This window comes from Rhizobium sp. BK176 (assembly GCF_024808055.1).
Genome location: NZ_JANUBV010000034.1, coordinates 1 through 24,654 on the forward strand (window position 1 = coordinate 1; position 24,654 = coordinate 24,654).

Consider the following 24,654-nt stretch of genomic DNA (forward strand, 5'->3'; position numbering starts at 1 on the left):
GTGAACTTGGAAGACGTGTTTGGCTAAATCCAACCCGATTGTGCTAGCTTGGTTCATGGAACGGTCTCTCCTTTCTGGCGTTCAAGCAACGACCACGTTTTTAGCACTAGATGCTGTCGGAGCGGGCCGTTCCACCTCATCACATCCGGTCGCCGCTTTCAGCGGCCGCACCACTATCCCGCATTCGACGGGCACGGGCTCAGGTCATCACGGGCGGTTCCTGGGGAGCAGCGCATGGCCGCTATCGCGGCCTACGCGATTGCCGAAGCGTGGCTTCCTCATGTCGGCTGACCTTCATGGGTTGCGACGATGCAAAGCTTTACCCTAATGGCTTCACCTCTTGCGCCGCAGTTCGAAAACGGAAATGGCGCCCAGCGAAAAAACGAATGGCAGAACAAAATAGAAAAGCCTGAAGACCAGCAAGGCTGCCAGAACGTCTGCTTCGGGAAGCTCTGGCAAGCCGGTGATGAAACCTAATTCGAATACGCCGAGCCCACCAGGCGAGTGCGAGGCGATGGCCGCAGCGAAGGAAAACACGAAGACACCCGCGACGATGGAAAGTCCAGGATTTGAAGTCGTAGGCAGCGCCAGGTATATGATCAGGGTAGCTGCGATGATTTCCGCGGACGACACGACGATCTGTCCTGCGGCAATGGGAAACGAAGGATAATTGATAACCGTTAAGCGGGCCCCGAGGGACGTCTTTGGTAGCAGGGAAATCAGCAGGAATAGCGCGACGAACCCAAGCAGGATAATTCCGGCCCCGCTGCTAACCTCAATTGGCAACCTACCGAGAAAACGATCAACGATCGATGGCTGCGCGACAAGTACGGTACCCATGACGGTTACAACTCCGAGCGCGAAAGTGAACGCGCAGAAAGCGACGAGGGCCGCGATCTCTCTTCCTGTCAAGCCCTTCGATGAATAGGCGCGATACCTTATGACCGCGCCTGAGAAGACCGAGGCACCAACCACGTGAGCGAAGGCGTATGTCGCGGCAGCGCAGGCATGTGCGAATAGCGGACTGACTTTGCGATCAAGATAGGTCAGGGCGAGTCTGTCGTAGAAGCCCAGCAGAGCGTAGGCGACGAGCGCGGAGAGTCCGCTACCGATCCAGGTCCCGGTCGGTAGCAAGGCGAGCTTGGTGCCAATCTCGGCAAATGACAAACTCCGTAGTTCACGTGAAAGTAGCCAGACGCTGACCACCAAAGCAGCAATGCCTACGATTTTCCAAAGGTAATCCGCCAGGGATTGCCGATTCCCACCGGGTAGATTGTCCTCTGGTTGGTCAGGAGCTCGATCGGTCATGATCAGCAACCTCAAAACGCAACGATCGCGTCCTGCACATCGGTGGACACGGGGAATGTGCAGCGTCTCGCGCAGCCGGACGGCAGGCTGCTGGATAGTGCAAGAGCGCAATTGACAATGCTTCCACCATGGCGAGATCTCCTTCGCGCGCACAAACGCGCGGAAAAGGTTTCGGTTCACTTTGAGTGAACTCGAAAGCATCCTCGTCGCAGGATCGAGACTTCGTAGCCGGGGCAGGGACTCGAACCCCGCATCACAGCTCGAGAGCTGGAAGCAACCTCGGATGTGGAGAGCGCCGCGGTCCGATTACGCCTAGGCCCGACTAAACCAAGAATGCGGAGTCCGTAGCGGATCGACAGCTGCATTGCCCTGAAACTCACGCAAACCTTTGAATGAAGAATGGCGTCGCTTTTGATCTGAGGTCGAGGCCCGATACTCAACTTAGGCTGCCAAGCGTAGGCTGGACTTACAAAAAGTACAATTCGGCTAGTCAGGGCATCGGGGAAACCAACGCAGCCCTCTAGAAAGTGACGCCAAGCCCGGCTGCACGAGGCAAGGGCAACGAGGGCGATACCGCGATCAAAACAATGATTGGCATTTTCCTGGATGTCACCGGGCGCAAGCTGGCGGAGGAAGGTCATGAGCTGCTCGCGAAATGAGCCATCGCATGCAAAACCTGCTTGGTCTGGTTTCCGTCCTCACCCAGATCACATCGCGGTCAACCGACACCAAGGAAGAGATGATAATGCAGCTGACGCAGCGCATGACCACTCTTGGTCGCGCCCATGAACTGGTCCGTCTCTTTCGGACGGCAGGGTAGCGCGGCCTTGCTCGGTGATCTGTTTTACCTTGCTTCTGGCGCCGCGAAATTTGTTCGGTATTTCGACGACCTGGGGATCGATGGTTTGCCGCAATTTTATCGAGGTTTACGACCACCCCCGGCTCGAATGCCGATCAACCTATGGATGTTATTCGTAGTTTTTAAAAACTAAACGTTGACGCAGTTTACGCGATCTCGTATATGTAGGCCATCGATCTTTTGCTTGCCGAGCTTTGTTCACCGCGCGATTGGCACCGCGCTTTAAGCGAACTTCCGTTTCAAAAATAGTCGGTTCACACCCGCGCGGCATCGGCTTCGCGGTTTTTCATTCTATGCTTTGAAAGGGTTCATCATGACCACCGGCACAGTTAAATGGTTCAATTCCACCAAAGGCTTCGGCTTCATCCAACCCGACAACGGCGGCGCTGACGCGTTCGTTCACATCTCTGCTGTCGAGCGTGCAGGAATGCGCGAACTCGTCGAAGGCCAAAAGGTCGGCTTCGAGCTCGAGCGCGACATGAAGTCAGGCAAGATGTCTGCTACAAATCTGCAGTCCGCATAATCGATATCTGCTTCCCTTTGACCACGGATGTACTGGCATCGCTGGAAGTACGTTATCAGTTTGAGGCCAGGCGGTTCGCCTGGCCTTTTCCTTTTCGGGCCATCTCGAAACATCGGGGAATCCATGACAGAGACATACAGTAAATCTCGCCAACAGGCCGAGATCGGGTTCGGCAAGATAAAGGCCGAATTCTTCTCCAAGAATAGCGTGCGGGAAGAGCTTCAGTCGGCCGAGCAGGCGCGAGAGGAAAAAACGTTGCGGCTTCGTGAGGCCCGACTTGCGAAAGAGCAAGCCGAGCTCGTTGCCAAATGCGCCAAGGCGTACTGAACCGCCATTGCCACGATGAGGATACCTATTTGAGATACTCCAGAAACAATGAACTTGCTGACCGACGCTCTGCTGCCGCCGACGCAAAGGCAGCTCTTCTGAATGCTTACCGAACCGCTATAACCGAGCCCGATCCTTCCCGCCTTGCCAGGCAAGCCGAGCGCGTCACGCTTGCTGAAGCGCGCGATGCGCGCCGCGCTGAACGGGATCGTCTGAAGCTTGAAGAGCGCACGCGACGCGAGGCCGAAGCGGCTGAAGAGCAAGCGGCCACAGAGGCTGCAGCGGCGGCTGAGACGGAGGCACGCAAGACCGCCGAGAACGAACGGATCGCGAGGGTTGTCGAAGACGAGGCCGCTCGAAAGGCCGAGCGCGATCGCCGCTATGCGAACCGCAAGGCGAGGCAAGCTTAAATCCCTGGGAGGTGATCACCCGTGGGGCTTGCATTTTCAACCCAAAGGATTCCGGCAACCTTGTCGAAATAACTCATGCCCCAAGGAGCATTTCCATGCCACCGGATACACACGAGCTGCAGGCGATCAATACGGCCTGGCAAATTGCGATCCAGGAAATCCTGCGCATGGTCATACGCGACATGTACCATGGGAGCGGGGAAGAAGCATTCAATACGCACATTAAGCGAATTGAAGAAGCAGCCGTTGATAGTATCCACACGGACTTGAGGCTTCGCGGCACGGACGAATGGACTGAGACGCTGGTCAAAGAACGGGCCAGCAACTTCGTTACGACACTTCTGACGTCCTTTACCTACGACCGAGCCTGATCAGGTTCGTCTGAGGCATCAACAAACCCTATCTCCAGGAGAATCCACGAGCGTTCCTCAAACCGACAACTGTCCGTAATCACGACAGGGTATGGAGTCGGTGGATGATCGCCACGAAACTATACGGCTTTTGAAAAAATTCGAAAGAAGCTGGTAGGTTGCCGTCCTCGAGTATCAGCCTGTCTGAAGGAACGATGGTGCCGCCCTGCGGAAAACGATCCGCGACCATATGAGCATGGTCGATACCTGAAAGCTTGCCTGGCATCTGGAGGTGAACCGGAGATGAATTGTCTGGTCCGTGATGACCTCCATAACATCCTCTGCCGTTCCCCCTCCAGCACCTGAAAACCTGCATCTTCAAGCTCTTCGATCAGCGTGAGCCGAATGAGCGGTTCGTCTTCGACCACGAGAACAGTACGCAGGTTTACGTCCGTTTATGCTTGCGCTCGCTAACATCTCCGGGCGGATTGGGTCCTTATGAATTGTGGGACGTTTGATCTGCCGCGTCGGGTGCGATCGGGCATTCGGTCTACACGATGCGACGCTGGGCCGCTGAGGACCCGGTCATCGCTGCCACCACGGATATCGAAATTTCGTCGATCAAGCTGTGCCTCTATCAGATCTTCGATAGGGGGAACGCGCCGGCCCAGACGATAGCCGCCGCACAGGACCGGCTGCCTGACGCGTGATAATGTCACATGCCGAAAGTTTTGCGTCGTTGAACCGTCGGATTCCGTAAGGTGCCGTGGTTCCAGGAGCTAACGGCGGTTCCAGAAAGCCTCATTCCCCGAGGCGGGTCTCTTCCTTGATCACCGCGTCCGGGCTGAGCCGCACGATTGCTCGGGTTTTCCTGCGAGCCGAGGGCGAAAATTCTGTGTCGTGGCGAACGCGCTACTGCGAGGAGCCCGCGTCTCGGTGTCGAAACGCGGGCCAGCCGACGGAGGGGTATTGCCGGCGCTGTCAGCTGTTGCTGAAGCTGACACGAGTTGTACGGAGGTAGCGACGTTTGGATCAAAAAGACTTTCGCAGACGGTAACCCGCTTCTTGCTTTGTAATATTTTGTGGGCTGCAAAACACTGCTTCGGATTTTTCTCTCATTGTCGAAGGCGTACGGCTAAGCCGCAGTGCTGTCTTGTAGAGGTCAATTTTCAAGGGGCCGCCAGTGCGACGCCAAGGAGACCGTAACTTGAGCAGGGACTGCATAGCAGGCCCAAATTGCAATCTGGCGTCGCCCGACACGTGCAATAAGACTGCCTTTGAGAACCCCGAAGCGACCACTAGCAGGAGCAGCGATTCGTGACGGCGTCGCGCCAGAAACGGACGAGCACGAAACATACTGGCGCTGCGTAGCTCGGTCGTGGTCGCCAAGAATCTGGGGATCCCCACAGTCCCTAACGATAGGACAGGATGCCGTGCAATCCGGTGATCTTGCATTGGGGCTCGCACGTCTTCTTCGTCACCGCATCCCCCCAAAACAGATAATCCCCGACCGGGAAGCCCGGTCGGGGAGGCGCGCTCGACCCCTCAGGAGACGCCGTTGAAGTCGCTGGCCGTCAGGTTGTGGTTGCCCTTCAGCATCAGCGTGAAGTCGGCATCGGTGTTGCTGTCGACATTGCCGTGGATCACCGTGAACTCGTCGCCGTTCAGCACTTCATGGGTCACCACCACCTGGCCGGCCGCCGTCAGCGCACCACCAGAGGCCAGCGTGAAGTGCTGCACCCCATCCATCCCGCTGTTGGCGTCGATCGCAGAGAAGTCGATCTTGTCGCCGGGCTGGAAGCCGTGGATCACGTCGCCGTCGGCCGCCCCTGCCGACAGGAAGCGGAAGGTGTCGTTGCCGAGCCCGCCGTCCATGACGTTGACCGCAGCCGTGGCCGTGATCGTGTCGTGGCCGGAACCGGTGATGACGTTCTCGAAGCCGTAGACCACATCCGTCCCGGTGCTGCCGCCCGACACCTGGCCACGCTGCATGAAGCCGTTGCCGAGGTCGACCGTCAGGTTCGCCGTCGCCACCGCATAGTCCAGCGTGTCGTTGCCGTAGCCGCCCCAGTACTGGTCGTCGCCGTCACCGGCAGAGGCGATCACCGTGTCGTCGCCGTCACCAGCCCAGACCTGATCCTCGCCGGCCCCGCCCTCGATGAAGTCGTTGCCCGCTTCGCCATGGATCATGTCCTTGCCGGCATTGCCGAACAGCATGTCGTCGCCGGCCCCGCCATGCAGCTCGTCATCGCCGGCTCCACCAGTGACACTGTCGTTGCCGTCGCCGGCCGTCACCACATCGTCGCCGTCCTCGCCGCGCAGGATGTCATTGCCCGCATCGCCGGCAACGATATCCCCACCACCACCGCCAAGGATCGTATCGGCACCAGCCGCCCCAATCAGAACATCCCCAGCAACAGTCCCGATCAATGTCCGAGCCGCAACAGGAAGCGGATCGGAACCGCCGTCACCGGAGCCATCGTCATCGCCGCCGCCCTGGTTTTGGCCATCATCGTCACCGCCGCCGTTGCCGCCACCGTCGCCACCACCGGTCTGGCCATCATCGCCCCCACCGGTCTGGCCATCGTCGCCACCGCCGGTCTGGCCACCATTGCCGCCATCATCGCCGCCCTGGTCCTGACCGTCGTCATCGCCACCATCCTGGCCATCGTCGCCGCCACCGCCATTCTGGCCGTCGTCGCCCCCTCCACCCTGGTTCTGGCCATCGTCGTTTCCGCCGTCATCGCCGCCTTGGTTCTGACCATCGCCGCCACCGCCCGTCTGGCCGCCAATGCCTCCATCCGCACCGCCGCTACCGTTGGCCGGGGTTACCTCGAACGTGGGCACGCCAGCACTCGGGAAAGTGATCGAATGCGTGCCGTTCGACATGGTGGTCATGCCGTTCGCTGTCGTCGACTGGTAGTCGGCGAGGGTCGATCCGGCTGCGAGTCGGATGATGTCCTGTGGGCGCAACGTTCCGACGATCGTGTCGTGACCGCCATTCGAGGTGAAGACGATGCGGTGTGCCGATGTCAGCCCACTGATGTCGACCGTATCGTCACCGGTCGAGCCGTTGATGTGAACCGTGTTGAGGTTCAGGCTCGTCCCAACGAAATTGCCGATCAATTGTACGATATCGCCATTGGCGGTTCCGGGTGTCGGCGTCGTCGTCACCGTCGTCGTATTGATACGGATCTCCTCGATCTCGGTGAGTTCGGCGATTACGCTCGTCTGCGGGCCTCCAATGAGTGGTTGAACGGTACGTGTGATAATGATCTCCGCTGCGTTGGCAGCAGCAACGACACCGGCGGTCACCGCTGCATCGTGGGTATAGATCCGGAAGGTCTCGGTCGATGCCGAGCCGTTGATGACGAACGTATCGCCTACGGTTCCTTCCGTTCCGCCGTTGATGACATCGCGGCCGTCGGTCGCAATATCGAAGCCCAACAGGCTCGTGGCGCTCCAGCTAATCGTGTCGTCGCCAGCGCCGCCTGTTATGGTATCGTTGCCGGCACCACCGTTGAGGGCATCGTTGTCATTGCCACCGTCGAGCGTGTCCGCGCCGGCGCCGCCATTCAGCGTGTCGTTGCCGTTGCCGCCGTTCAGCGTATCGTTGCCGCCGCTGCCGTTGAGGACATCGTTGCCATCATTGCCATTCAGGATGTCCGGACCTCCGCGACCGTTCAGCAGGTTTGGACCCGCAGTGCCGTTGAGCGTTTCAACCGCGACGTTGGCGTTGTTGCCGACTCGCGCCGTCATCACCGAAGTAACGGTCTCTGCCGTACCACCCTGATCGGTGTAGTCGACAGTGACGCGTACCAACTGTCCGGCCCGCGCAGCAGGAACGGTGAAGCTCTGCGTCGTCGCCAGCGTCGCAGACCATGTCAGGCCGTCGTCGGTCGACGCCTGCCACCGGAAGCTGAAAGCGCCAAGGCCGTTCGGGTCGGCAATGCCGGTGGTGTCGGCGGTCAGGACGTTCTCGGCGCCTGTAATCGTCGGCGCGCCGGTCGGCGGACGATTGACGATCAGGACATCGCGGTCGGTGAAGCGCAGCGTCTCGATGTTCCACAGCTTGTCGATGCCGTCATCGCCGTTTGTGACATCGGTGTCCGTGACCGTCCAGCTTCCGTCCAGATTGTGCTGCCAGGTATAGCCCGACGATGCGCCAAAGTAGATGGAGACGTCATTGGCGGTATTGTCGGTGTCGCCATCAAGGATTTCCCTGATCGCCTCGAGCTGGCCCGGGTTGAGCGTGCGGTCCAGCATTGCCTGCGACATTGTCTTTCCGCCTGCAATGAAGATTGGGCTGCCGTCCGGATTGAACAGAAGATTTCCTGCTGCATCGACAGCATTGATCTTCATCGCCATGCCATCCGACGTGCCGATCACCGCGCCGGTGCCGTCCTTGTTGGCGTGGACCAGGATGCGAACATTCAGCCAGGAGTCGCCATCGATGATGTCATTGCCGGCACGGCCAGTGATCCGGTCGCTGCCGCCGCCGCCGAGAATGATGTTTGCGCCGGTGCTCGTGTTGAGGCGAATGCCCGGATGGGTAACGCCGAACTCGTCGACATCGCCATCATCGATGCCGTTCAGCAGAGCAGAAAGGCCGCGAATGCGATCGACCCCTTCCTGGGTCAGCGCGCTGTCGAAGATCGTGCCACCTATGATTTCCGCCCCACCGGCACCGACGGCACCGAGAGGCTCGTCGCTGCCCCAGAGCTGGTCATCGAACTTCCAGCCGGAAAGACCTTCGGTGGAGTCGAACCGGTCGCGAAGCGTCAGGTCTTGCTGGATGTCGAAGCCGTTAACGGCCGGGATGCCGTTCGCGACAATCCCAAGCGCCAGATCGGAGTGAGCGGGATTGGGATCGAACTTGTGGACACCCCAGTCGAAGCCCAGCATACCATTGTTGCGCTGGATGCCGGCACCTTCGAACATGATGTCGTCGCCGGATTCACCGTCGTAGTCGGTATCGTTGTTCTGGCCGTTCAGGATGTCGTGGCCGATGATCGTCGAGTTGAAGAACAACTGCGAATTTTCGCCCGAAAGCGTGTCGAAACCATCGCCGCCTTCGATCCAGTCATCGCCTTCGTTGCCCATCAGACCTTCGTTGCCGATGCCACCGAGAACGAAGTCGTTGTCACGACCGGCAAACACCTCGCCGCCGTCGGTCCCGGCCAGGATGAAATCCTGGCCCTCGCCACCGAACATGATATTGAGGCCGGCACCAGCGCTGATAACGTCATTGCCGGCGTCGCCGCGCAGGAAGTTGTCGCCGAAGGGGTCGACAATGATATCGTCGCCGTCCCCACCGAAGACCTGGTCGGATTCCGTCTGCGCATTCAGGTAGTCGTCACCGCCGTCACCCCAAAGTGTGTCGATGCCGCGGTCGCCGATCAGCGTGTCGTTGCCTTCCGTGCCACCGAGGACGACGTGCTCGCCGCCGCTGAAGCGCAGATAGCCACCGTCACCTTGCCCGTCGCCATCCACGTCTGCCCCGGGATTGATGCGCGTAACCTTGGGGTCGATCGCCTGAAGGATGTCACTGTCCTGCATCGGGTCGGCAGAACCTCCCGCCTGGAAGATCGCGTGCCCAGACGGATCCAGAACAAGATTGGTTATCTGCTTGATCGTTGGATCGAGTTCGAGAATGAGGTCCGGGGTATCGAACAATGTGCCCGGCAGGTGCGAAGAATGCGTGTCGCCGAGATCGGTGTTGCGCATGACGAGCGCCGCGAAGGTATTGGGCTCCAGTTCGTTCAGCAGGTTCAGACCCTGCAGACGGCTGAGGTAGTAAAGCCGGTCGCCATTCTGCAGCTTCTCCATCTGGTTTTCGAAGACATAGTTGAAGGTCGAGCCAAGCATGCCGCCGAACTCGGTCTTGCGCTCGGCCAAGCCACCGATCCAGAGATCGACGAGGTTGAGACCAGACTCCACGCCTGCCCATGCACCGGTACTGTTGAGGAAGGCGATGCGATCGGCAATGTTGGCACCGACGACGGTTCGATCGTCGGCGGTCGTGGTCGGATCGCCCTGAATGGTTTCGGTCGAGCCAAGCACCAGCGCCATTGCGACGGCCCGCTTGCCTTCCAGGGTCGTCTCTGCAAGCAGAAGCGGATGCGTGCCATATGCAGCGATGAAGTTGACGATCGACAGCGGGTTCTTGAGATTCTGGGCATAGGCCAACCAGTTGTCGTAAGGCTTGAGATCGACGTTGCCGCTGTCGTGATAGAAGCCTGCACGGGCCACATTGAATGCCGGTACCCCCGTATCCCGGCCGCGGGCAAGGTTCAGCGCGGCAAGATCAAGCGGCAAGCCGAGTAGCCGATTGCGCAGGGTATCGACAACAAACTCGTCGATCTCGTTGCCTGCCTGGCGTGTCATGCCGCGAATGATCGCACCGCTGGCTTCAAAGGCCGTGATGCCGCTGGCTTCGAACGCCTGCGGGTTAAGGAACCCGTCGAAGAGCGCGATGTCATCGGCATTCATATTGATATCGAGCCGATCGATCGTGTCGGTCAGCATCGAGTGGCCGAAGCGATAGACGACGTGCGCGAACTCGGCGACGATCGCAGGATTGATATCCGGGGTGTTCGTGAAGACGAACGGATTGACCGCTGGCTGAACCTTGCGCGCAAACTCTTCGAAGACGAGATGCTGGTACTCCATCTCGGTGACGAATTTCGCCGATTGGAAGAGGCGTTCGCCATCCCAGACGAGCGATGCGGCGCTCGCAGGTGTTGGCAGGCTCGAGATTTGATGGTCCTTGTCCAGCCACTGGTTGATGAAGGCGAGGTCGCCGGATGCGAGGATCGTCTGCTTGTTGGCATCGACCAGTCGATTGTGTTCGGAGTGGAAGATGTTGTGAACGGCAGTCAGGCCGATGTTCTCGTTGCCGCGACCGTCGCCGGTGACGAAATGCGCATCGAGCATCTCGTTGTCGTAGGTTAGCGGATCATTGTCGTCAACGGTCAGGTTGTCGAGGTCTGCCGTCTGGCGGACCGGCGGGGTCGCAGGGTTGTGATCGGCATCAACGAAGACTGGTTCGGCATGGTGAGCGATATCGTTCAGGAACGCATGACCCGTGCGCAGTGCGGTCGGCGGGATGGTAAGCCCTGCCGCGGTGCCCTCCAGGAGCCAGTTTGTCGGGTGCGTCGCATCTGGCGGCATCACCAATTGGGCAAACCCGTTCGGTCCGCGGATGAATTCGCCATAGGGGTCGGTTGCAAGCAGCGGCACGTCAAGGACGTCGTAGTCATCGAGAATGAGGCCAAGCATGGCTTTCGCCTGAGCCTTGGTATCCCCCCAGGTGGCAATGCCGCCATGCGCACCGTCCAGGAGTTTCCCGGTAGAGACAGCGTGCGAGTCGAGAGTTCCGTCGCCGTCCGAGTCAACCGAGAAGGCATACTGGCGCAGGAAAACCTGGTGCGATGGATGGGAGGTGTATGTCTGGTTCTGATCCACCCAAGGTGTCGTGGTGTTAATCGTTTCGTGATGCGTGTCGTCGGCCGTGCCCATGATGCCGTCGGCGCCGGGGCCATCGACCTGGGTGCTGCGGGTGAGCGCCATGAAGTTGGGCGCACCGGGCGTTGGGTCATAAAGCGGATCGTCCGGCTGCAGCGGCACGAAAACGGTACCGTTGCTACCCTTTGTGATCAGGTCGAGGCCATGGTCGAAGAACTGGCCAAAGAAGGTCATCCAGCCGTTGAACTGCGGCGAGAGCCCAACGTCCGGCGACTGGTTTGGAATGTTCGACAGGTCTGCATTCGTCAACTCGACATCGTTGGGATTAACCGCCTCGCCGGGTGCGACCGGGTTCATGCCGGGGTGGGCCTCTTCCCAGGCAGCGACTGACAACGGGTTGGCAAACCAGGCAGCGATTGCCGCCGGGTTCGTTACCGTCATATCGACGATCAGGTTGCTGATCGTGCGCGGATCGGCGTCGACGACGCTTCCGGTCGAACCATAGTCGGTGTTGGTCAATACCGGCGCAGGCGGTGGCCCGAGCGGCAGGCTGTCCCCATCCTGATCATTGAGGAAATTCGGATCCAGCAAACGCGGCAGTATCTGGTCGGCAGCGCCGACGAACTGGCCACCCGGCAACAGGTTGTTGTTGCTGCCATCGACATGGCGCAGACCCCACGGAAGGATTGCCGCATTGGGCCCGATGATCGATTGAAGGCTCTCCCCGCCAACTTCGCGCTCGGCGATGATGATCTGCTTCAGGATATAAGCGAGGTCGTCCTGGTTGACCGTGAAATTCGGGTTCTGCGTAGCCATGTCGTTACCTCCCGAAGAAAAACGCCGCCCCGCCGGAAGGGACACCTGTCCTTTCCGCTGTATATGGGCTGGCATAGTTGACTGTCGGAAGTTGTACCCGTCTTGTAGAACTGTTCTAGAGAACAAGGTCTGAGGATTAATACGACCAATAGGACACTTACTTTCCGCCACCTAAGTCGCAAGGCGTTTCGACGAAAGTCAGGAACGCTGTCGGACTAAAGTCCATGAGCTGAGATATCGCCCATTTACCTGAAAATATTGCGATTTTATCGTGAGTTTCGTCACCGCGTTCAGTTTTTTGTCAGCTTGGCCTGATCTACTGACTGATCTCGCAATGCCCCTTGGCGGGGCAAGCTGCGCACAAAGACAACATGGGGCACGTCCTTAGCTAGATCACCCGTTTGTGGAGACAGTATGTATATGCGTCGTCTCCTTCACGCTTTCGCTCCTGGCTTAACACAGGAGCGGGAAGAGGCTGCGGCCCATCCCCAAAGTGGCCGCAGCCTCACGTGCTGCATTTTCTTATCAGTGGACGTGAGGGGCCTTTGGACAGCCAACGGTCTCCAGCAAGCGCTCACATGGAAGGTAACGGCATCAGGTCAATCTCTGGGCTGGTTCGCCAGGCCTACAATGTAGGTTGTCGTCTTTTCGAATGGCTGCGATGCTGACATGAGAGGGTGAAGCAGCAGGCAGGCTTTCGGCCCCTCAAGAAAGCGCGTCTAAATATATTGTCATGCCATTGATCCCTCCTTGGCATCGCAATTAGGGCCAAGGCGGGCGGACTGGGATGATCTAATGCGTAAGTTGATGATCGTTACGTTTTGCTGCCTATCCAGCGGTGCTCACGGGGCAGACCAGGCGACTGTGAAAGATGTAGTCGGGTGGGCCAGGGATGGCAACCAGGAGTTTGTGGCGCTACTTACGGGGGTCGGTCGCGGCGTCGAGGGGGCGAACATGACAATAGGTTTCAAGCAGCGGGAGCTGACGCTCTATTGTCAGCCAAATATTGCGATCACCGGAGATCAGTACCTTCGGATTATCGGAACTCACATTGAACGGCACCCGGAGCGCGGCAATCTTGAACCGGCCCTGATCGGCATTGTAATGACGATGGCCCTGATCGAAGCCTTTCCGTGCAAATAAGCCGCGTAAATGCAACGCGCCTTGTTCATCGGCGAGTTTTGGTGCAACCCGGTCCATACGAGCGCTGCCTTCGGTGCGCAGGCTGGGTCGTCGGTCTTCGAACCGGGCCCTGCGCGGAACTCCTCGAACGGAGGCTCTCTTCAGTTGCGCGCGATATCATTTGTGAAGGCCAGTAAAAAAAAGAACCCCGCGAGCTTGCGGGGTCTGGAGGTGAACATCGAAATGCGCCCAAAGGCCAGAGCGCAGCTGGAGAATAGCTAACGCGCTCCAAGACTGCAAATCTTACTTTGCCACGCTCGGCCCAATCATGGTCGGGCGCGACCAGAAGCCGCACTTTCAGCAAGGCAAGGGGTCTCCTATCTCCAAAGCGTGAGCAAAAAGTACTTCATAGCTGTTGCCGGGTTTGTCGGGCTTGCCTGCGTGTTGCTTGTGACAATTTCCATGCTCGGCCATACGGTGGCAATGCCGCCCGTCTAGTCGCCTTCCCTGACATGAGGCACTTGGACGAAGACACGCAGCGCACCACTCTTAAACTCTTTGCCATCATCAAGGTTTTGTAACGAGGTCGATTTGCCTCTCGTCGAGCCCGTTACACGATCTCCATTTGAAGCAAGCACTTGATCATCCGGAAGATCAGGGGATGAAGCGCGGCTGTCGGATTCAAGCCGTCTGGTTTCAGCCGCTATCTCGGCCAAAGACTGTTCATCGAAGCTAAGCTCTGCTGCCAGGACATGGGCAAGCAAATGCAGGAGTTTTCTGACAGCGAGCGGAGCGGTTGGGGCTTGCCAGCTGATCAATTCTTTCCTTGTCGTCTGTTCATCTGCGAGGGCAGCCGGAAAGGAGAGCGGGGCCCCGTCGCATCGGGACAAGCGCTTTTTGGAGTCGATCACCTGAATTGTCGATCGCGCATGTGCCATAACGCGTCGGACCATCTCGGTCTCCATGTTTTCGTCTTCCATGACTGTCTCCTTGACGCAAAGAACGGCCCCAAGCGCGGTGCGAAAGGAGCGTCCGGCTGACGTTACTTAAAACGGGATAGCCAACGACGTTGCCGGTGGTATAAATCAGCGCGTGAACGTGGATGGATGCATGACGACAAGGACTGACGCGTACATTGCCGAAACGGGACTTGAGGCGACAACTGATGCCAAGGTCGAACGCCCCGTGTACCGGCGCCCTGGCTTTGAGGGGATCCCAAGTTCAAAGGAGATGGACGAAAGCATTGCCAAATCGTTGCGGGCATTCCGCATCGAAAAGGACCTATCGAGGGCGGAGCTGGCGCTCCTTCTCGGATCAATCGAAGCGGTCTACGGCAGGTACGAACGGGCCATCACCAAGCTCCATGCAACGCAGGTTCTGCATCTTTGCGAAGTGCTCGAAATTTTTCCCGACGATTTATTGTACGACGCGGCTCCGCATCTTTGGGGGCGAACCAAAGAGGAAGCTGACGAGCGCCGTCGCATCACGAAGATGATACAGTCCCTCCCGCCAGACACCTTGCGAACGGTGGCCACAATCCTCGACTCGATCTTTGCCCTGCAGCAGAAGTAGCCGAATTTCAGCTTTCACGTCGTAAGGAGGGTCGGACGAGCGAGTAGCGGTGCGGTTCGCCGCCTATAGCAGGGCGCGTCAGAAACTGCCTGCCGATCGGTCCACCTTCCGCTTTCGGGGGATAGACTGATCGGGCGCGGAGCCATTCGAACGAAAACCGGCATCAGGGCTCGTTCGAAAAGGTGGCAAGCAGCGAGATGAACTTCGGTCGCATCTTTTTCGGTATCGTCATGAAGGCGTCGACAAGCCGCTGTCCCTCTTCGGTCGCGACGAAGTCTTCCCGCAACGCCGCTTTTCTTTCCAGTTCGGCGCAGTCTATCCTGATCGGCCTGCTGAGGGTCTCGAAGAAGTAGGCGACAGGAACATCCAGGGCCTGGGCCAGGGAGTAGAGTGCCGAGGAGCTGACACGGTTTGAACCTCGCTCATATTTTTGGATTTGCTGGAAGGAGACGCCGACAGCGGCACCGAGGGCCGTTTGTGAAATGCGCAATTGCTGCCGGCGCTTCTTGATTCTTTTGCCGACCTCAACGTCAACGAGATGAAGCCCGTCGGTGATCGTCACCGATGCCGGATCTTTGAAGGTGGAACTGGTCGAGACATTCTGCTGCATGAAAACGCTCCCGCTGGCCAGCATGATGCTGGCTTGAGAAGCCGGGGAGTTGGAAATGCTGTTGGTACCAGCCCTCATGGATTTTAGCGCAAGCGCCTCTTGTATATTCCACGAGCTCCCCGACTCACTAGATCGCGAAGATTACGCTTTCTGCGTTTTACCAAATGAGGATTCCACGCCTCAAGGCGATAACCGCCTAGGTTGCAGACTAGCAAGATATTTCACGTTTGCAAAGAACTTTAAGACAACGTCTTAACATTTCCGAACTCAAGCTAATGCTCCTCCGGATCCTTCTCAGCCGCCAGCATGACCATCCTCAGCAGATAGCGAAGGAAGAGCATGTCTTCGTTTCCAGGATAGGTCTGGCAAATTTCCTCCGTCAGGCCCAAAAGCTTGGCGGCATCCGTGCGGACTGTCGCGAAGGCCAGGCGGCGCGCAGTCGGAGCATCGATGAGCGATTTATCGCGCCGAGCCACAAGACACCCCCGTCTATCCGCTGTGCACCAGACCGCTCCGGCTTCTTGTTCTCAAGCAGAGGACTTCTCCGACGATGCCGTAGTCTTTGTAGTGACGTGAGAGAAGGTCTTCGGGAAGGATCGAGTAGGCAACCTCTACCCGGTGTCCCTGGAGCGTGACATCGGCAAGCACCTGAACAGGATAGCCTCGTTGGCGCATCATCATGACGAGAGCGGGGTAGGTCAGAAAAAGAATTGCCTTCGCCCCCATACGGACGAGGCATTCAAGGACACCCGTCATCAAGAGATCGGAGGCAGCTATTCCGTTGATGAAGGGAGCATTGAGTGCGGTGGCGCACCTGCTCCACTCGAATATATCAGGTCCGGAAGGAAGGCTCCCGGGTGCCAGCTGACTGTAATCTCGGGCAAAGTGGGGTGCCGTGGTTGGAAGGAGGCGCGAATAGCCGATCACTTCCTTCTTGTGCACGAGCACAGCGTGCACAATATCCGGCCTGTCGTACTGGTCCCTCTCTCGCCGGTCTCGACGCCGCAGTTCGTTCCATTCCATCTGTTCAACGAAGCGGCGGTGCCGGAACGACCACACCTTTTCCATCAGCAATGGATCGTCATCTTCATCGAGGATGGTGAGCATGTTTGAACCCCGCGTGCATATTTTGAGCATGCAACCGGGGACTCCGAAAATCTATCCGTAAAATGTCGTATTTTTTAACGCTGCAAACCGCGGCGAAAGGATTCCGCGATCAACTGTGCCCGGTTGGATACCCCGAGCTTCTGCTGCAGGTTTCGGATGTGTTGCTGAACGGTGCGCTGCGAGCGATAGGTAATGCTGCCAATTTCCCTGTCGGTCTTGCCTGCTGCGCACAGGGTCAGGCACTCACTCTCGCTTCGGGTGATCTGCAGATCATCTCGCAGACAAGGCTCCGGCGGGGTGTTGAGATCCATGATACGCCGGTGGGTAGTCTCGGCGACAAACTGTAGAAGGGCCACTTCCGATGCCGCCACCGGGACACGCCTTCCCGCGACCGAGAAAAGGCCAGCGAGCCCGGAGCGAGAATGAAGCGGAATGGTCAGGCCATCGTGCATCCCGAAATCACGGGCTTCATCCATAATACGCTTCGGGCGCCCTGAAAGATGGCTGGCCCGCACCGACTGGGACCAGACAGACGGCCGTGCTGTTGCTCGGACGAGGCTGACGACGGGATCGGCGTGAAAATAATTGTTCTGAAGATAACGGTTGAGCCAGCCGTCGGGCCAACGTTGCCAGACGAGAGAGTCCAGTCGCTCATGGGCTAGTGGAAGAAAGGCCATTGCGAAATAATCGATCTCGAGCTGATGGCTCACCTTCTCCATCGTGCCAAAGATTTGCTGCAGGTCAGCCGGCTCTTCGCAACCGACCAGGAACTCATACAATACATCGGAAACTAACGCGCTCATCGGGGTCCTCCAACAAGGGCAGCATATCCGCCAGGCTGCACTTCATCAGGATGCATCCTCTGTTTGTATTGTCACAAAATCTTCACGTTGAAAAGCGGCTGGTCCGCGCAGGGCATCGAGTACGGCCGTGCAAGGTATCAGCTTCCTGCGCAACGAAGGCGGAGGCATTCCGAACCTCGTGGGGCTGCCTTTGGACCGGCGATCGCGAATGGCTCTCACCGACAGCTGATTGTCGCTGCGCAAGCATGTCTTCGCGACAGTCCGTACGTTTTCAAGGCAACTGCGATAGCATTCGAGGGTACCTTGCCAATGGGACTAATCCGGGTTTGGTGCGAAAAGCTCCGTCAGAATGAGCCCTCGAAGCACCATGCATGCAGTGTTCAAGCGACACCAGATCGACGTCTGCGCGCCCACAGATAAGCTCATCGAGCGCACTGGAAACCAGTTCTTTGACGTTCGAGGATGCATGCGAGGGGTATTTTTTTGGTTGCACGATCGCAAGCGTGGCGACTGGTCTCGGGTACCGCTAAAAAACGGTTTTTGTCGAGGTCGCTTTAAATGTGCGGTGATCACTCACGCCGTTGACCTGCGAAAGTCAGGGGATCGAGCCAAGTCGCCCAGGCGACCGACATTCCGGCAGACCAAACGGCCGTCGAGAGGCCGATGATTGTCACAAGATCGCTGAACGCCTTCTCGGTGTCTGTTGAGGCAATTGTCAGCTCGGCCTCCAGGTCGGCATCATCTGTTTGCTGTGCCGGCTTTGCGTGGCCATCTTGGGACTGTTTTACTTGTGGTCCAGCGCTTCCGACGACAACGAGAGGCGGGGTTTTATCGGACATGCTTGATTCCTTGATTGTGCTCGACAGCTGAACGAATGACCGGAAAAGGCATCGCATCAATGAGCTCGGCCTTCCGGCAACGATAGTTCCAGCACCAGTGAGGTGAACGCCACCTCTTCGACGTCTCGCAGTCTGTCATGTACGTTCTCGGGGCCGGCAATCATCGCTGCGATGGCAGTCGCCTTTACGCGATGGCCGTAATCCGAGACATAGCCCTGGAGAAAAACGTTTCGACCAACCATACTTACCGCGATGGACGAGGCTTCCAGCTCTGGTTCCACAGACATGGCTGTCCGTACACGGGCGAGCTGATCGTGGGCGAGGAATTCCAGTTCGACGTTCATGTCAAGCTCCTTGTGATGCCAAGAGAACAGCGCAAAGCTGATTTGGTTCACAGGGCGGGACTTAGGTCCTAGATGCGGACGATCCCAATCGCTCGGCTGCGCGAATGAGGGCCGCTCGGGCATTGCGACTAAAGTCCTGCGGACCCCGGACTGAGGTCCGTGGTCTGGAACATTACTCGGTTCATGAATGTTTGCACCGCCGGCGGAATAGTCCGCTCAAAAGGAGGAAAACATCATGAAACTTCGAACAGTAGGTATCGCAACCGCGGTCGTCATGGCATCGGGCGTAGCGTTCGCACAATCGGCGATGGCACCCGAGAAGGTGATCACCTTTGTGCAGAAGGCTCCGGCCCCCAAGGAACGCATTGTGGTCAAGGAGAAGGTCGTCGTCGGCCAGCCGCTTCCCGACACCGTCGTCGTGACGCCTATCCCTGACGAGGCAGGCTACGCCTACGCTATCGTCAACGACGAGCGCGTGATCGTGGAACCCTCCACCCGCAAGGTGATCCAGGTCATCCAGTAACAACCAACCGTCGAACTTGGGGGGCGCTCACCATCATTCGAAGCGCTGGACTATTCCGAAAGGTTGGCCGATGCAGGTCTGAAGCCGTACCAGGCCGCCGAACGCGAGGCCTGGGAAGAGGCTGGCATCAAGGGAAGATCAACGAGAAGGTTTTCGGGCATTACGCTTATGCGAAGTTTCTCAAGGGTAGCGAGAGCGTTACCCAGTCGTCGGCGTCTATCTGCTCGAGGTTAGACGCGAGCGCCCGCGGTTTCCCGAACGAGGCGAGCGGGAACGGGCGTGGCGGCACCCGAGAGAGGCGGCGGTCCTGGTGAAAGAGCCGGAACTGGAGAGCTTGATCACCAGGGTGGGGCGAAAGGCGAGAGCATAGGTTTCCGTCCAAGCTCGCCGGTTCGATGCCAAGGCTAGGCCTTTTTGGGGTGTCGAACAAAAGACCGTCGACGAAGCTCGCAACGTCCAGAGGCTTTTGATGAAAGGGGACGTCAGCGTATTCGGTTGGAATGACCGGCCGATCGGCCGATCGCCTTGACCTTCGCGGCGACACGACCAGCGTTGTGGACATAGTGACCTGGACTTTGTGGGATGATTGGCGTTTGCAAAAATTCCGGCTTCGATTGCAACGATTGTGACGCTTAGGACCTTGGTCCGTTGGCAGGTATGGTTCATCGACCTACAATTGCCCTTAATCCGAGCGTTCGGATACGGGCGCTGGCGGCGGCGACGACGTGCTGATCTGTCGGTGCTCCAATGCTGGCTGCCGGAACGTGAGACTGGCAAAAGGCCTGATAATCGGGGCGTGCGTTGAGTAAGTCTTTTGACGAAATGACGGTCATCGAGAGACAAGAGGCGTTTGGCCGTCTGATTTGTCTCCTTCACAGGATGCGCCAAGATGCGGCAGATCAAGGAAGCGAACACCTGGTCAGGGCGTTGGACGAAATGCTCCACGCGGTTCGCGGTGCGTTGCCGTTGCTCCTAGAGGGTGATGGAAATCTAGCTGCGGATGTGATGAAGCAGGCAATTAAGCTCATCTTCGCCAACGCAAAGGTCGATAGCTCCGCCACCAATAGTACCCTTCACTGAATTTTCCACCTGATGTTATTGGGCGCAGGCTTTCACCAACGCCAACAACTGCGACCCAACTTTTCTCTGCGATTTGACAGGCCTTGGCAGTCTGCCGTGTCCCGAGCACGAAGGGCCGCGAAATCCAAAACTCAATAGACGCCCGGGTGACCCTGCAGGAGTCGTAGGAGGGGCTCTATCCTCGGATCGACTACCTCATAGTATGCCAAGCGCCCAACCTTTCGACGAGACAGGACATTCGCAGTTCGAAGCTGAGCCAAATGCTGGGAGACCATCGCCTGCGGGATGCCAAGAGTTTCCTGGATATCACCAACGGTCCTCGCTCCATCCAACAGACACACCAAGATCAAGACTCGTGTGGGATGCGCTATCAGTTTGAGTAGATGTGTTATCTCTCTCGCGGTTTGAGTTGAAGTTCGCCCAAGATCATTCATTGCTGCGGCTCGAAATTCCAGATTTTTATGTACGGTCCCCCGCAGATAAGATCATTCGCTAGAAATCAATAGTGTAATTATTATTTTTGCCATAACGAATCGGGGCTTTGTTCAGATTCATTTTGTGGCATCGGCTGATACTTGTGCTCTGGGCGGCAAGCGCCCCAAGCGATTGCGAGTGATGGTCAGGTAATTTTCGGTCGTAGCCTTCCGATGGCGGAGACAATAGCGATGTCTGAAGTGTCCCTTAGACGTGAAAAGAGAAGCCCGGCGCTTGGGCCGGGCTCTCGTGCACGCTTCGTCGTGTCAGTCCTGACGGAACGAGTTGTTCTGTCCGGTCTGAGACTGTCCAACACTATTCTGGGACTGTGATTGACGGCTGCGTCCGTCATCGATCTCGACTTCCGTCTTGCGTACGGTGTCATCGATCGTCTGTGTCTGCTCGGACGCGGTCTTGCGAATGCCGATCTCCTCGACCACGCGAGCTTCCTTCTGCACGACAGCTTCTTCGTGATGTTCCTCGGCGGAAATTGTCCGGTCCCGGAAGGCGTCGTCAGCGTCACTCACCGGACGATCAACGATTCGGCGCTCGATCTCGACGTTTTCCTCATGGAGGCGGACGTCTTCCTGCACAGGCTCCTCGACCGTATAGGCTCGAACACGAACGGAACCGTGGTTCACGTCACGCTTGCCGACGCGAAGATTTTCCTCAACGACTGGAATGCTCTGGTCGCGGTCACCGGCATCAAAGGCATCCTCGCGGGATGCGTTCGCTTGTGGCACGACGCGGTCGAGATCGTCATTGAACTTTCGCTGTTCAGAAAGGCCGGAGCCCGCACTAGTCCCGCGTTCATTGGCTGCGTTCCGGTCGTAGGTGGAAGTGCCATAGGCCTCGCTTGATCGAGCCTGCCAGCCTTCGCTACGCCATTGGTCAGCTCTCTCGTCGATGTCGATTGAACCCTCGTCATCAAGAATATCGTGGGCCGTTTCGTAGTTTGCATCGTCTACCTGAACCGAAACCAGAAATCCGCCGCGGCGAAGGCCTTCGGCATAAGTAGCGCGATCTTCATCTGGAAAGAACCAGTCCTCAAGTTTTGCCCAGAAGCCGGATCGGTCGTCGCTTGCCACGTTTGCGCGGTCGTTATCGCTTTCGTATCCGGAAAGGAAACGAATGGAATCGTCACCAATTCCAGCGTCTTTCAGGCGCGAAATAGCGTCCTCCGCTTCCGACCGTGTGTCGAAGAATGCCGACAGTGTGCTGTAGGAAGAGCCCGGTACGGATGCAGGGGCGTTCTCGTTGTACAGGTTAGCCACGATATTTCTCCTTGGTGTGCTTGTCTTTCGATGTGCGCTCGACCGTCGCTTGCTGCTTCCGCAGGTCAGCCTCTACGCGTTGGGATTGGAAGGCGGTCGTGCGACGGAGGTGAATTTCCTCGACGAGGAACAGCCGCTTGACGATGCGTTCCTCGAAGACCGGGACTATGGTGGTGTCGCCTTCCGTCCGGACTTCGGGAAGGTCGTCCACGAAACGATCGATCCGGACGCGCTCGACCTCTACGTCGTCTCGGCGAAGATCGAGTAGCAGGTCCTCGTGAACCTTGCATGTCCTCGTCCGAACCTCGACGCTACCGTCAATGATGAGCTCCTTGTCGACCGAGAGCTTCTCCTCGATGACCTGCAGGTTGCGTTTGTTTCCGTGCATCTGTTCACCTTCCGGGAGCCAAACGAAGACGATTCAGGATGGTTCCGTATTTGATCACCGAGGTTCAGGATGGTCTTTGATCGTACATTCGGTGCTGAATTATATGCTCAGACGATGGAGACTATTGAGCAGCACACGCCGGTCGGTACGGCAACGGCCACAACTTGTTCTTGGCCGCATGTGAACTCGGTCTCGGGGGATCATCGCCAAGCGGAAGCAACTTTTCGGAATGAGGTGGGAAAACGCAGGCAGAGGATCTCTGAAGCCCGAACGGCGGCGGCGAGAAGCTATGAGAAGCCGCCGCAGAGTATCTCGTTAGGCCGACGCAGCAGTCTCCTGAACGTGCCAAGCGACGGTAAGAGTTGCCTACGCAAAAGCCGAGGCGGCGTCCCCGCCGAAAAAGCATGCGAGCCGTAATGGCGGGTGTCGATCAGCGGCTGGTCGTCGTCGAAATTGCCGTTGCTGGCCGCGTTGTAAGAATTCAGGCTCCGTCCGCCGCCGCGCGTTCCGAGCGCCGTGGCGACCTCACCGAACTTTATGAAGCCCTTCCACTGCGCGCGATGCCCTGTTGCCATGACGCCTACTCCGAATCACTTCGTCGCGAATCAAAGACGTCTCAGGGTGATTCGTTCCGACACGAAACGAATCATTTTTCAATAACTTACGGAATCGCGTTCAGAGATTGATTCCGCATGAGACCCTGTCTCGACGATTGAGCAGGGGCTACGCCATCCGCTTCACACGGAGCCTCCAGCCATGAGGCGAGGTATGAACGGCCACGCCGTCGTCGTCTTCATCCATCTGGAGGGTGGCGACGATCCAGTCCGGCGGCGTGACCCCAGGCAGTTCCTCGGTACGCAGGACTTCGATCAATACATCGACGGCATCAAGACCACCGCGTGGTTCCCGCCCGTCGCGCTCCAGAGTCCAGAGGTGCTGCATGGTCATCCTGATTCCGTTCGTTTGGCCCTGCATAGCGGATTCGGCTGTCGCTTCAAGCGCAGCACGAAGTGCTTCACCCTTTCCAAGGAACAACTGGAATCGTCCCGAGTTTCTTCCCTGGAAATCCGATAAAGGAGAAACTGTATGGCAAAGACACAGACACCAAGAGGCCGCGCGCAGGATCGTGCGCGCGTCGCTGGCGGCCAGGATCATGAGGTGACATACGAAGCGAAGAAGGAAGGTGTTTCCAAGGATACCGTCAAGAAAGCGGTCAAAAGTGCTGGCAATTCCCGGAAGAAAGTTGAAGCCGAAATCGGGCGTCGCTGATCCTTTTCAGCAGTTCTCGGATCACCCTTTTCTATCGGAGCAGGCTGGCTTTCCGGGGGAGCTCATGACAAAGGCCAGGACCGACCACCGGATCATGTCACAGGCTGTCCGGGAATAGTATCGATATTATAAGGTCGATGGGACGATCAGGCATCGTCGTTTCTCTGCGATGCAGCTATCGATCTTTACGACCACGGCTGCCGATCGGTTGAGGATATGGCGACGACGTTGATCGAGACCTACGTCGGGTTGGCTGATACTCGCGTCAACGCATCGTCTTCCGTCTCCGTGCACTGACGCGTCCGCCGGTATACAATCAGGAAACGCTGGAACTTCTGAACCCACGGGAAGTTTGAGGCCGGGAAGCACACGTACTCTCCTGCCCGAAGCCGTCTGGACCTCATTCGGATGGCACTCGAGCCCATGTCGCGTGTGCTTCCTCGCTGTCGACTTGACGGCATTCTCGCCCACTTGCCGTGGGCTGCAACGCGAGTAGAATCCGGAGGTCGGCCCACACTGCTTTCGGCGGGACCGCTTGAGAGATTTTTCGTGCTCTTGCCGTTGAACGGAGGGCACACAATTGTTCTTATCACTAACTTGCCTCGATGATCGCGATCTCGACGCCATCGTTGATGCGGTTCGTGGATGGTGTGCAGTTCATAGTATCGACATCGACGGCCCTCGCGGCCGTCGCGCAATGGTTATCGCGATCAATCATTGAGGCGACGGGGTCTGTGGACGACCTCTGGGGAATATTGGCCAACACTGTGGAAGCTGGCGGTGAAGACGAGGTTGGCCAGACAGTGCCGCGCGTTCTCGTAGTCGAGGACGAATTCCTGATCGCGCGGGAATTGGCCGCCGCCTTCGAGGATCGAGGGGCGATTGTCATTGGACCTTGTGCCACAACGGAGGACGCCACCCTGCAGTTGGGCGCGTGCTCGCCGACGTTGGCTGTGATCGATATCAATCTCGGTAAGGGAAAGTCTTTCGAGGTGCCCCGACTTTTAGTCGAACGCGGCATACCATTCGCTTTCGTGACGGGCTACGACCACTGCGTTATCCCCCACGAGTATTCCTCTATCCCCTTCTATCAAAGGCCGATGGACACCAACGCCTTTGCCGATGAGGTTTTAGAGCTGTCCTTCAGGTAGGCAAACAGATCAGCGTCGGCAGGTCTGCAGCCCTCGAT

Annotated in this window: 27 protein-coding genes and 2 pseudogenes; 13 read left to right on the forward strand and 16 right to left on the reverse strand. The window is 57.9% G+C overall.

Annotated features, from left to right (window positions below; genetic code table 11):
- Window positions 1-333 precede the first annotated feature (333 nt).
- On the reverse strand, window positions 334-1,308 hold the full coding sequence (locus FHT76_RS38310; RefSeq protein ID WP_183865191.1) for a lysylphosphatidylglycerol synthase domain-containing protein: 975 nt from the start codon (window positions 1,306-1,308) through the stop codon (window positions 334-336).
- A gap of 667 nt (window positions 1,309-1,975) precedes the next feature.
- Here FHT76_RS38310 and FHT76_RS38315 point away from each other — a divergent pair.
- The 5 genes from FHT76_RS38315 to FHT76_RS38335 all read left to right on the forward strand — a co-directional run bounded on the left by FHT76_RS38315 (window position 1,976) and on the right by FHT76_RS38335 (window position 3,798).
- Window positions 1,976-2,128 carry an HWE histidine kinase domain-containing protein gene (locus FHT76_RS38315; RefSeq protein WP_246712866.1) on the forward strand — a complete coding sequence of 51 codons (153 nt, stop codon included), beginning with the start codon at window positions 1,976-1,978 and terminating at the stop codon, window positions 2,126-2,128.
- Between the two features lie 352 nt (window positions 2,129-2,480).
- Entirely contained in the window at window positions 2,481-2,690 is a 210-nt protein-coding gene (locus FHT76_RS38320) for a cold-shock protein (RefSeq protein ID WP_183758739.1), read from the forward strand.
- A gap of 123 nt (window positions 2,691-2,813) precedes the next feature.
- Window positions 2,814-3,017: a hypothetical protein gene (locus FHT76_RS38325; RefSeq protein WP_183758737.1), complete on the forward strand. Its 204-nt coding sequence runs from the start codon at window positions 2,814-2,816 to the stop codon at window positions 3,015-3,017.
- Window positions 3,018-3,046: 29 nt separating this feature from the next.
- On the forward strand, window positions 3,047-3,427 hold the full coding sequence (locus FHT76_RS38330) for a DUF6481 family protein (protein WP_183865189.1): 381 nt from the start codon (window positions 3,047-3,049) through the stop codon (window positions 3,425-3,427).
- A 95-nt stretch (window positions 3,428-3,522) separates the two neighbouring features.
- Window positions 3,523-3,798, forward strand: coding sequence for a hypothetical protein (locus FHT76_RS38335; RefSeq protein WP_183758734.1), 276 nt, complete (start codon window positions 3,523-3,525; stop codon window positions 3,796-3,798).
- Between the two features lie 79 nt (window positions 3,799-3,877).
- Here FHT76_RS38335 and FHT76_RS38340 read toward each other — a convergent pair whose 3' ends face one another.
- The gene (locus tag FHT76_RS38340; protein ID WP_259186674.1) at window positions 3,878-4,063 is read right to left on the reverse strand and encodes a hypothetical protein; all 186 of its coding nucleotides are present in this window, start codon (window positions 4,061-4,063) and stop codon (window positions 3,878-3,880) included.
- Window positions 4,064-4,334: 271 nt separating this feature from the next.
- On the opposite strand from FHT76_RS38340, the gene FHT76_RS38345 reads away from it, so the two are divergent.
- Complete coding sequence (locus FHT76_RS38345; protein WP_183865187.1) at window positions 4,335-4,487, forward strand: hypothetical protein; 153 nt, start codon at window positions 4,335-4,337, stop codon at window positions 4,485-4,487.
- A gap of 835 nt (window positions 4,488-5,322) precedes the next feature.
- On the opposite strand, the gene FHT76_RS38350 is transcribed toward FHT76_RS38345, so the two are convergent.
- From FHT76_RS38350 to FHT76_RS38360, 3 genes are all read right to left on the reverse strand, one after another.
- Window positions 5,323-12,060 carry a peroxidase family protein gene (locus FHT76_RS38350; RefSeq protein WP_259186676.1) on the reverse strand — a complete coding sequence of 2,246 codons (6,738 nt, stop codon included), beginning with the start codon at window positions 12,058-12,060 and terminating at the stop codon, window positions 5,323-5,325.
- 915 nt (window positions 12,061-12,975) lie between these two features.
- Window positions 12,976-13,260 carry a hypothetical protein gene (locus tag FHT76_RS38355; protein ID WP_183864955.1) on the reverse strand — a complete coding sequence of 95 codons (285 nt, stop codon included), beginning with the start codon at window positions 13,258-13,260 and terminating at the stop codon, window positions 12,976-12,978.
- Window positions 13,261-13,676: 416 nt separating this feature from the next.
- Entirely contained in the window at window positions 13,677-14,162 is a 486-nt protein-coding gene (locus FHT76_RS38360) for a hypothetical protein (protein ID WP_183864954.1), read from the reverse strand.
- A gap of 130 nt (window positions 14,163-14,292) precedes the next feature.
- On the opposite strand from FHT76_RS38360, the gene FHT76_RS38365 reads away from it, so the two are divergent.
- Complete coding sequence (locus FHT76_RS38365; RefSeq protein ID WP_183758726.1) at window positions 14,293-14,754, forward strand: helix-turn-helix domain-containing protein; 462 nt, start codon at window positions 14,293-14,295, stop codon at window positions 14,752-14,754.
- A gap of 163 nt (window positions 14,755-14,917) precedes the next feature.
- Here the strand turns inward: FHT76_RS38365 and FHT76_RS38370 are convergent, their stop codons facing one another.
- From FHT76_RS38370 to FHT76_RS38395, 6 genes are all read right to left on the reverse strand, one after another.
- Window positions 14,918-15,364, reverse strand: coding sequence for a helix-turn-helix domain-containing protein (locus FHT76_RS38370; RefSeq protein ID WP_183864953.1), 447 nt, complete (start codon window positions 15,362-15,364; stop codon window positions 14,918-14,920).
- Window positions 15,365-15,636: 272 nt separating this feature from the next.
- Complete coding sequence (locus tag FHT76_RS38375) at window positions 15,637-15,840, reverse strand: hypothetical protein (RefSeq protein ID WP_183864952.1); 204 nt, start codon at window positions 15,838-15,840, stop codon at window positions 15,637-15,639.
- A gap of 13 nt (window positions 15,841-15,853) precedes the next feature.
- Window positions 15,854-16,471: an acyl-homoserine-lactone synthase gene (locus FHT76_RS38380; RefSeq protein ID WP_183864951.1), complete on the reverse strand. Its 618-nt coding sequence runs from the start codon at window positions 16,469-16,471 to the stop codon at window positions 15,854-15,856.
- Window positions 16,472-16,545: 74 nt separating this feature from the next.
- Entirely contained in the window at window positions 16,546-17,274 is a 729-nt protein-coding gene (locus FHT76_RS38385; protein ID WP_183864950.1) for a LuxR family transcriptional regulator, read from the reverse strand.
- A 569-nt stretch (window positions 17,275-17,843) separates the two neighbouring features.
- The gene (locus FHT76_RS38390) at window positions 17,844-18,113 is read right to left on the reverse strand and encodes a hypothetical protein (RefSeq protein WP_183864949.1); all 270 of its coding nucleotides are present in this window, start codon (window positions 18,111-18,113) and stop codon (window positions 17,844-17,846) included.
- A gap of 56 nt (window positions 18,114-18,169) precedes the next feature.
- Complete coding sequence (locus FHT76_RS38395) at window positions 18,170-18,457, reverse strand: BON domain-containing protein (RefSeq protein ID WP_259186685.1); 288 nt, start codon at window positions 18,455-18,457, stop codon at window positions 18,170-18,172.
- Between the two features lie 313 nt (window positions 18,458-18,770).
- On the opposite strand from FHT76_RS38395, the pseudogene FHT76_RS38400 reads away from it, so the two are divergent.
- The 3 genes and pseudogenes from FHT76_RS38400 to FHT76_RS38405 all read left to right on the forward strand — a co-directional run.
- Window positions 18,771-18,980 (forward strand): annotated as a pseudogene (locus FHT76_RS38400) (DUF1236 domain-containing protein); the annotation flags it as partial.
- 63 nt (window positions 18,981-19,043) lie between these two features.
- Window positions 19,044-19,214, forward strand: a complete 171-nt coding sequence (locus FHT76_RS41560; protein WP_348649655.1) for an NUDIX domain-containing protein — start codon at window positions 19,044-19,046, stop codon at window positions 19,212-19,214.
- A 567-nt stretch (window positions 19,215-19,781) separates the two neighbouring features.
- Window positions 19,782-20,060, forward strand: coding sequence for a hypothetical protein (locus FHT76_RS38405; protein WP_183864946.1), 279 nt, complete (start codon window positions 19,782-19,784; stop codon window positions 20,058-20,060).
- Between the two features lie 131 nt (window positions 20,061-20,191).
- On the opposite strand, the gene FHT76_RS41565 is transcribed toward FHT76_RS38405, so the two are convergent.
- The 5 genes from FHT76_RS41565 to FHT76_RS38425 form a co-directional block, all read right to left on the reverse strand.
- Window positions 20,192-20,494: a metalloregulator ArsR/SmtB family transcription factor gene (locus FHT76_RS41565; RefSeq protein ID WP_210296803.1), complete on the reverse strand. Its 303-nt coding sequence runs from the start codon at window positions 20,492-20,494 to the stop codon at window positions 20,192-20,194.
- Between the two features lie 306 nt (window positions 20,495-20,800).
- Complete coding sequence (locus FHT76_RS38410) at window positions 20,801-21,808, reverse strand: YsnF/AvaK domain-containing protein (RefSeq protein ID WP_259186687.1); 1,008 nt, start codon at window positions 21,806-21,808, stop codon at window positions 20,801-20,803.
- Window positions 21,801-22,196 (reverse strand): DUF2382 domain-containing protein, encoded by a 396-nt coding sequence (locus FHT76_RS38415; protein WP_183758707.1) that lies wholly within the window; start codon window positions 22,194-22,196, stop codon window positions 21,801-21,803. The genes FHT76_RS38410 and FHT76_RS38415 overlap by 8 nt, the downstream gene beginning before the upstream one ends.
- 287 nt (window positions 22,197-22,483) lie before the next feature.
- Window positions 22,484-22,771, reverse strand: coding sequence for a hypothetical protein (locus tag FHT76_RS38420; protein ID WP_183864963.1), 288 nt, complete (start codon window positions 22,769-22,771; stop codon window positions 22,484-22,486).
- 148 nt (window positions 22,772-22,919) lie between these two features.
- Complete coding sequence (locus FHT76_RS38425) at window positions 22,920-23,144, reverse strand: hypothetical protein (RefSeq protein WP_259131432.1); 225 nt, start codon at window positions 23,142-23,144, stop codon at window positions 22,920-22,922.
- Window positions 23,145-23,282: 138 nt separating this feature from the next.
- Here FHT76_RS38425 and FHT76_RS38430 point away from each other — a divergent pair, with 138 nt between their 5' ends.
- From FHT76_RS38430 to FHT76_RS38440, 3 genes and pseudogenes are all read left to right on the forward strand, one after another.
- The gene (locus FHT76_RS38430) at window positions 23,283-23,465 is read left to right on the forward strand and encodes a DUF3606 domain-containing protein (RefSeq protein ID WP_183759196.1); all 183 of its coding nucleotides are present in this window, start codon (window positions 23,283-23,285) and stop codon (window positions 23,463-23,465) included.
- A gap of 64 nt (window positions 23,466-23,529) precedes the next feature.
- Window positions 23,530-23,762 (forward strand): annotated as a pseudogene (locus tag FHT76_RS38435) (hypothetical protein).
- Window positions 23,763-24,199: 437 nt separating this feature from the next.
- Entirely contained in the window at window positions 24,200-24,616 is a 417-nt protein-coding gene (locus FHT76_RS38440; protein WP_259186688.1) for a hypothetical protein, read from the forward strand.
- Window positions 24,617-24,654 lie beyond the last annotated feature (38 nt).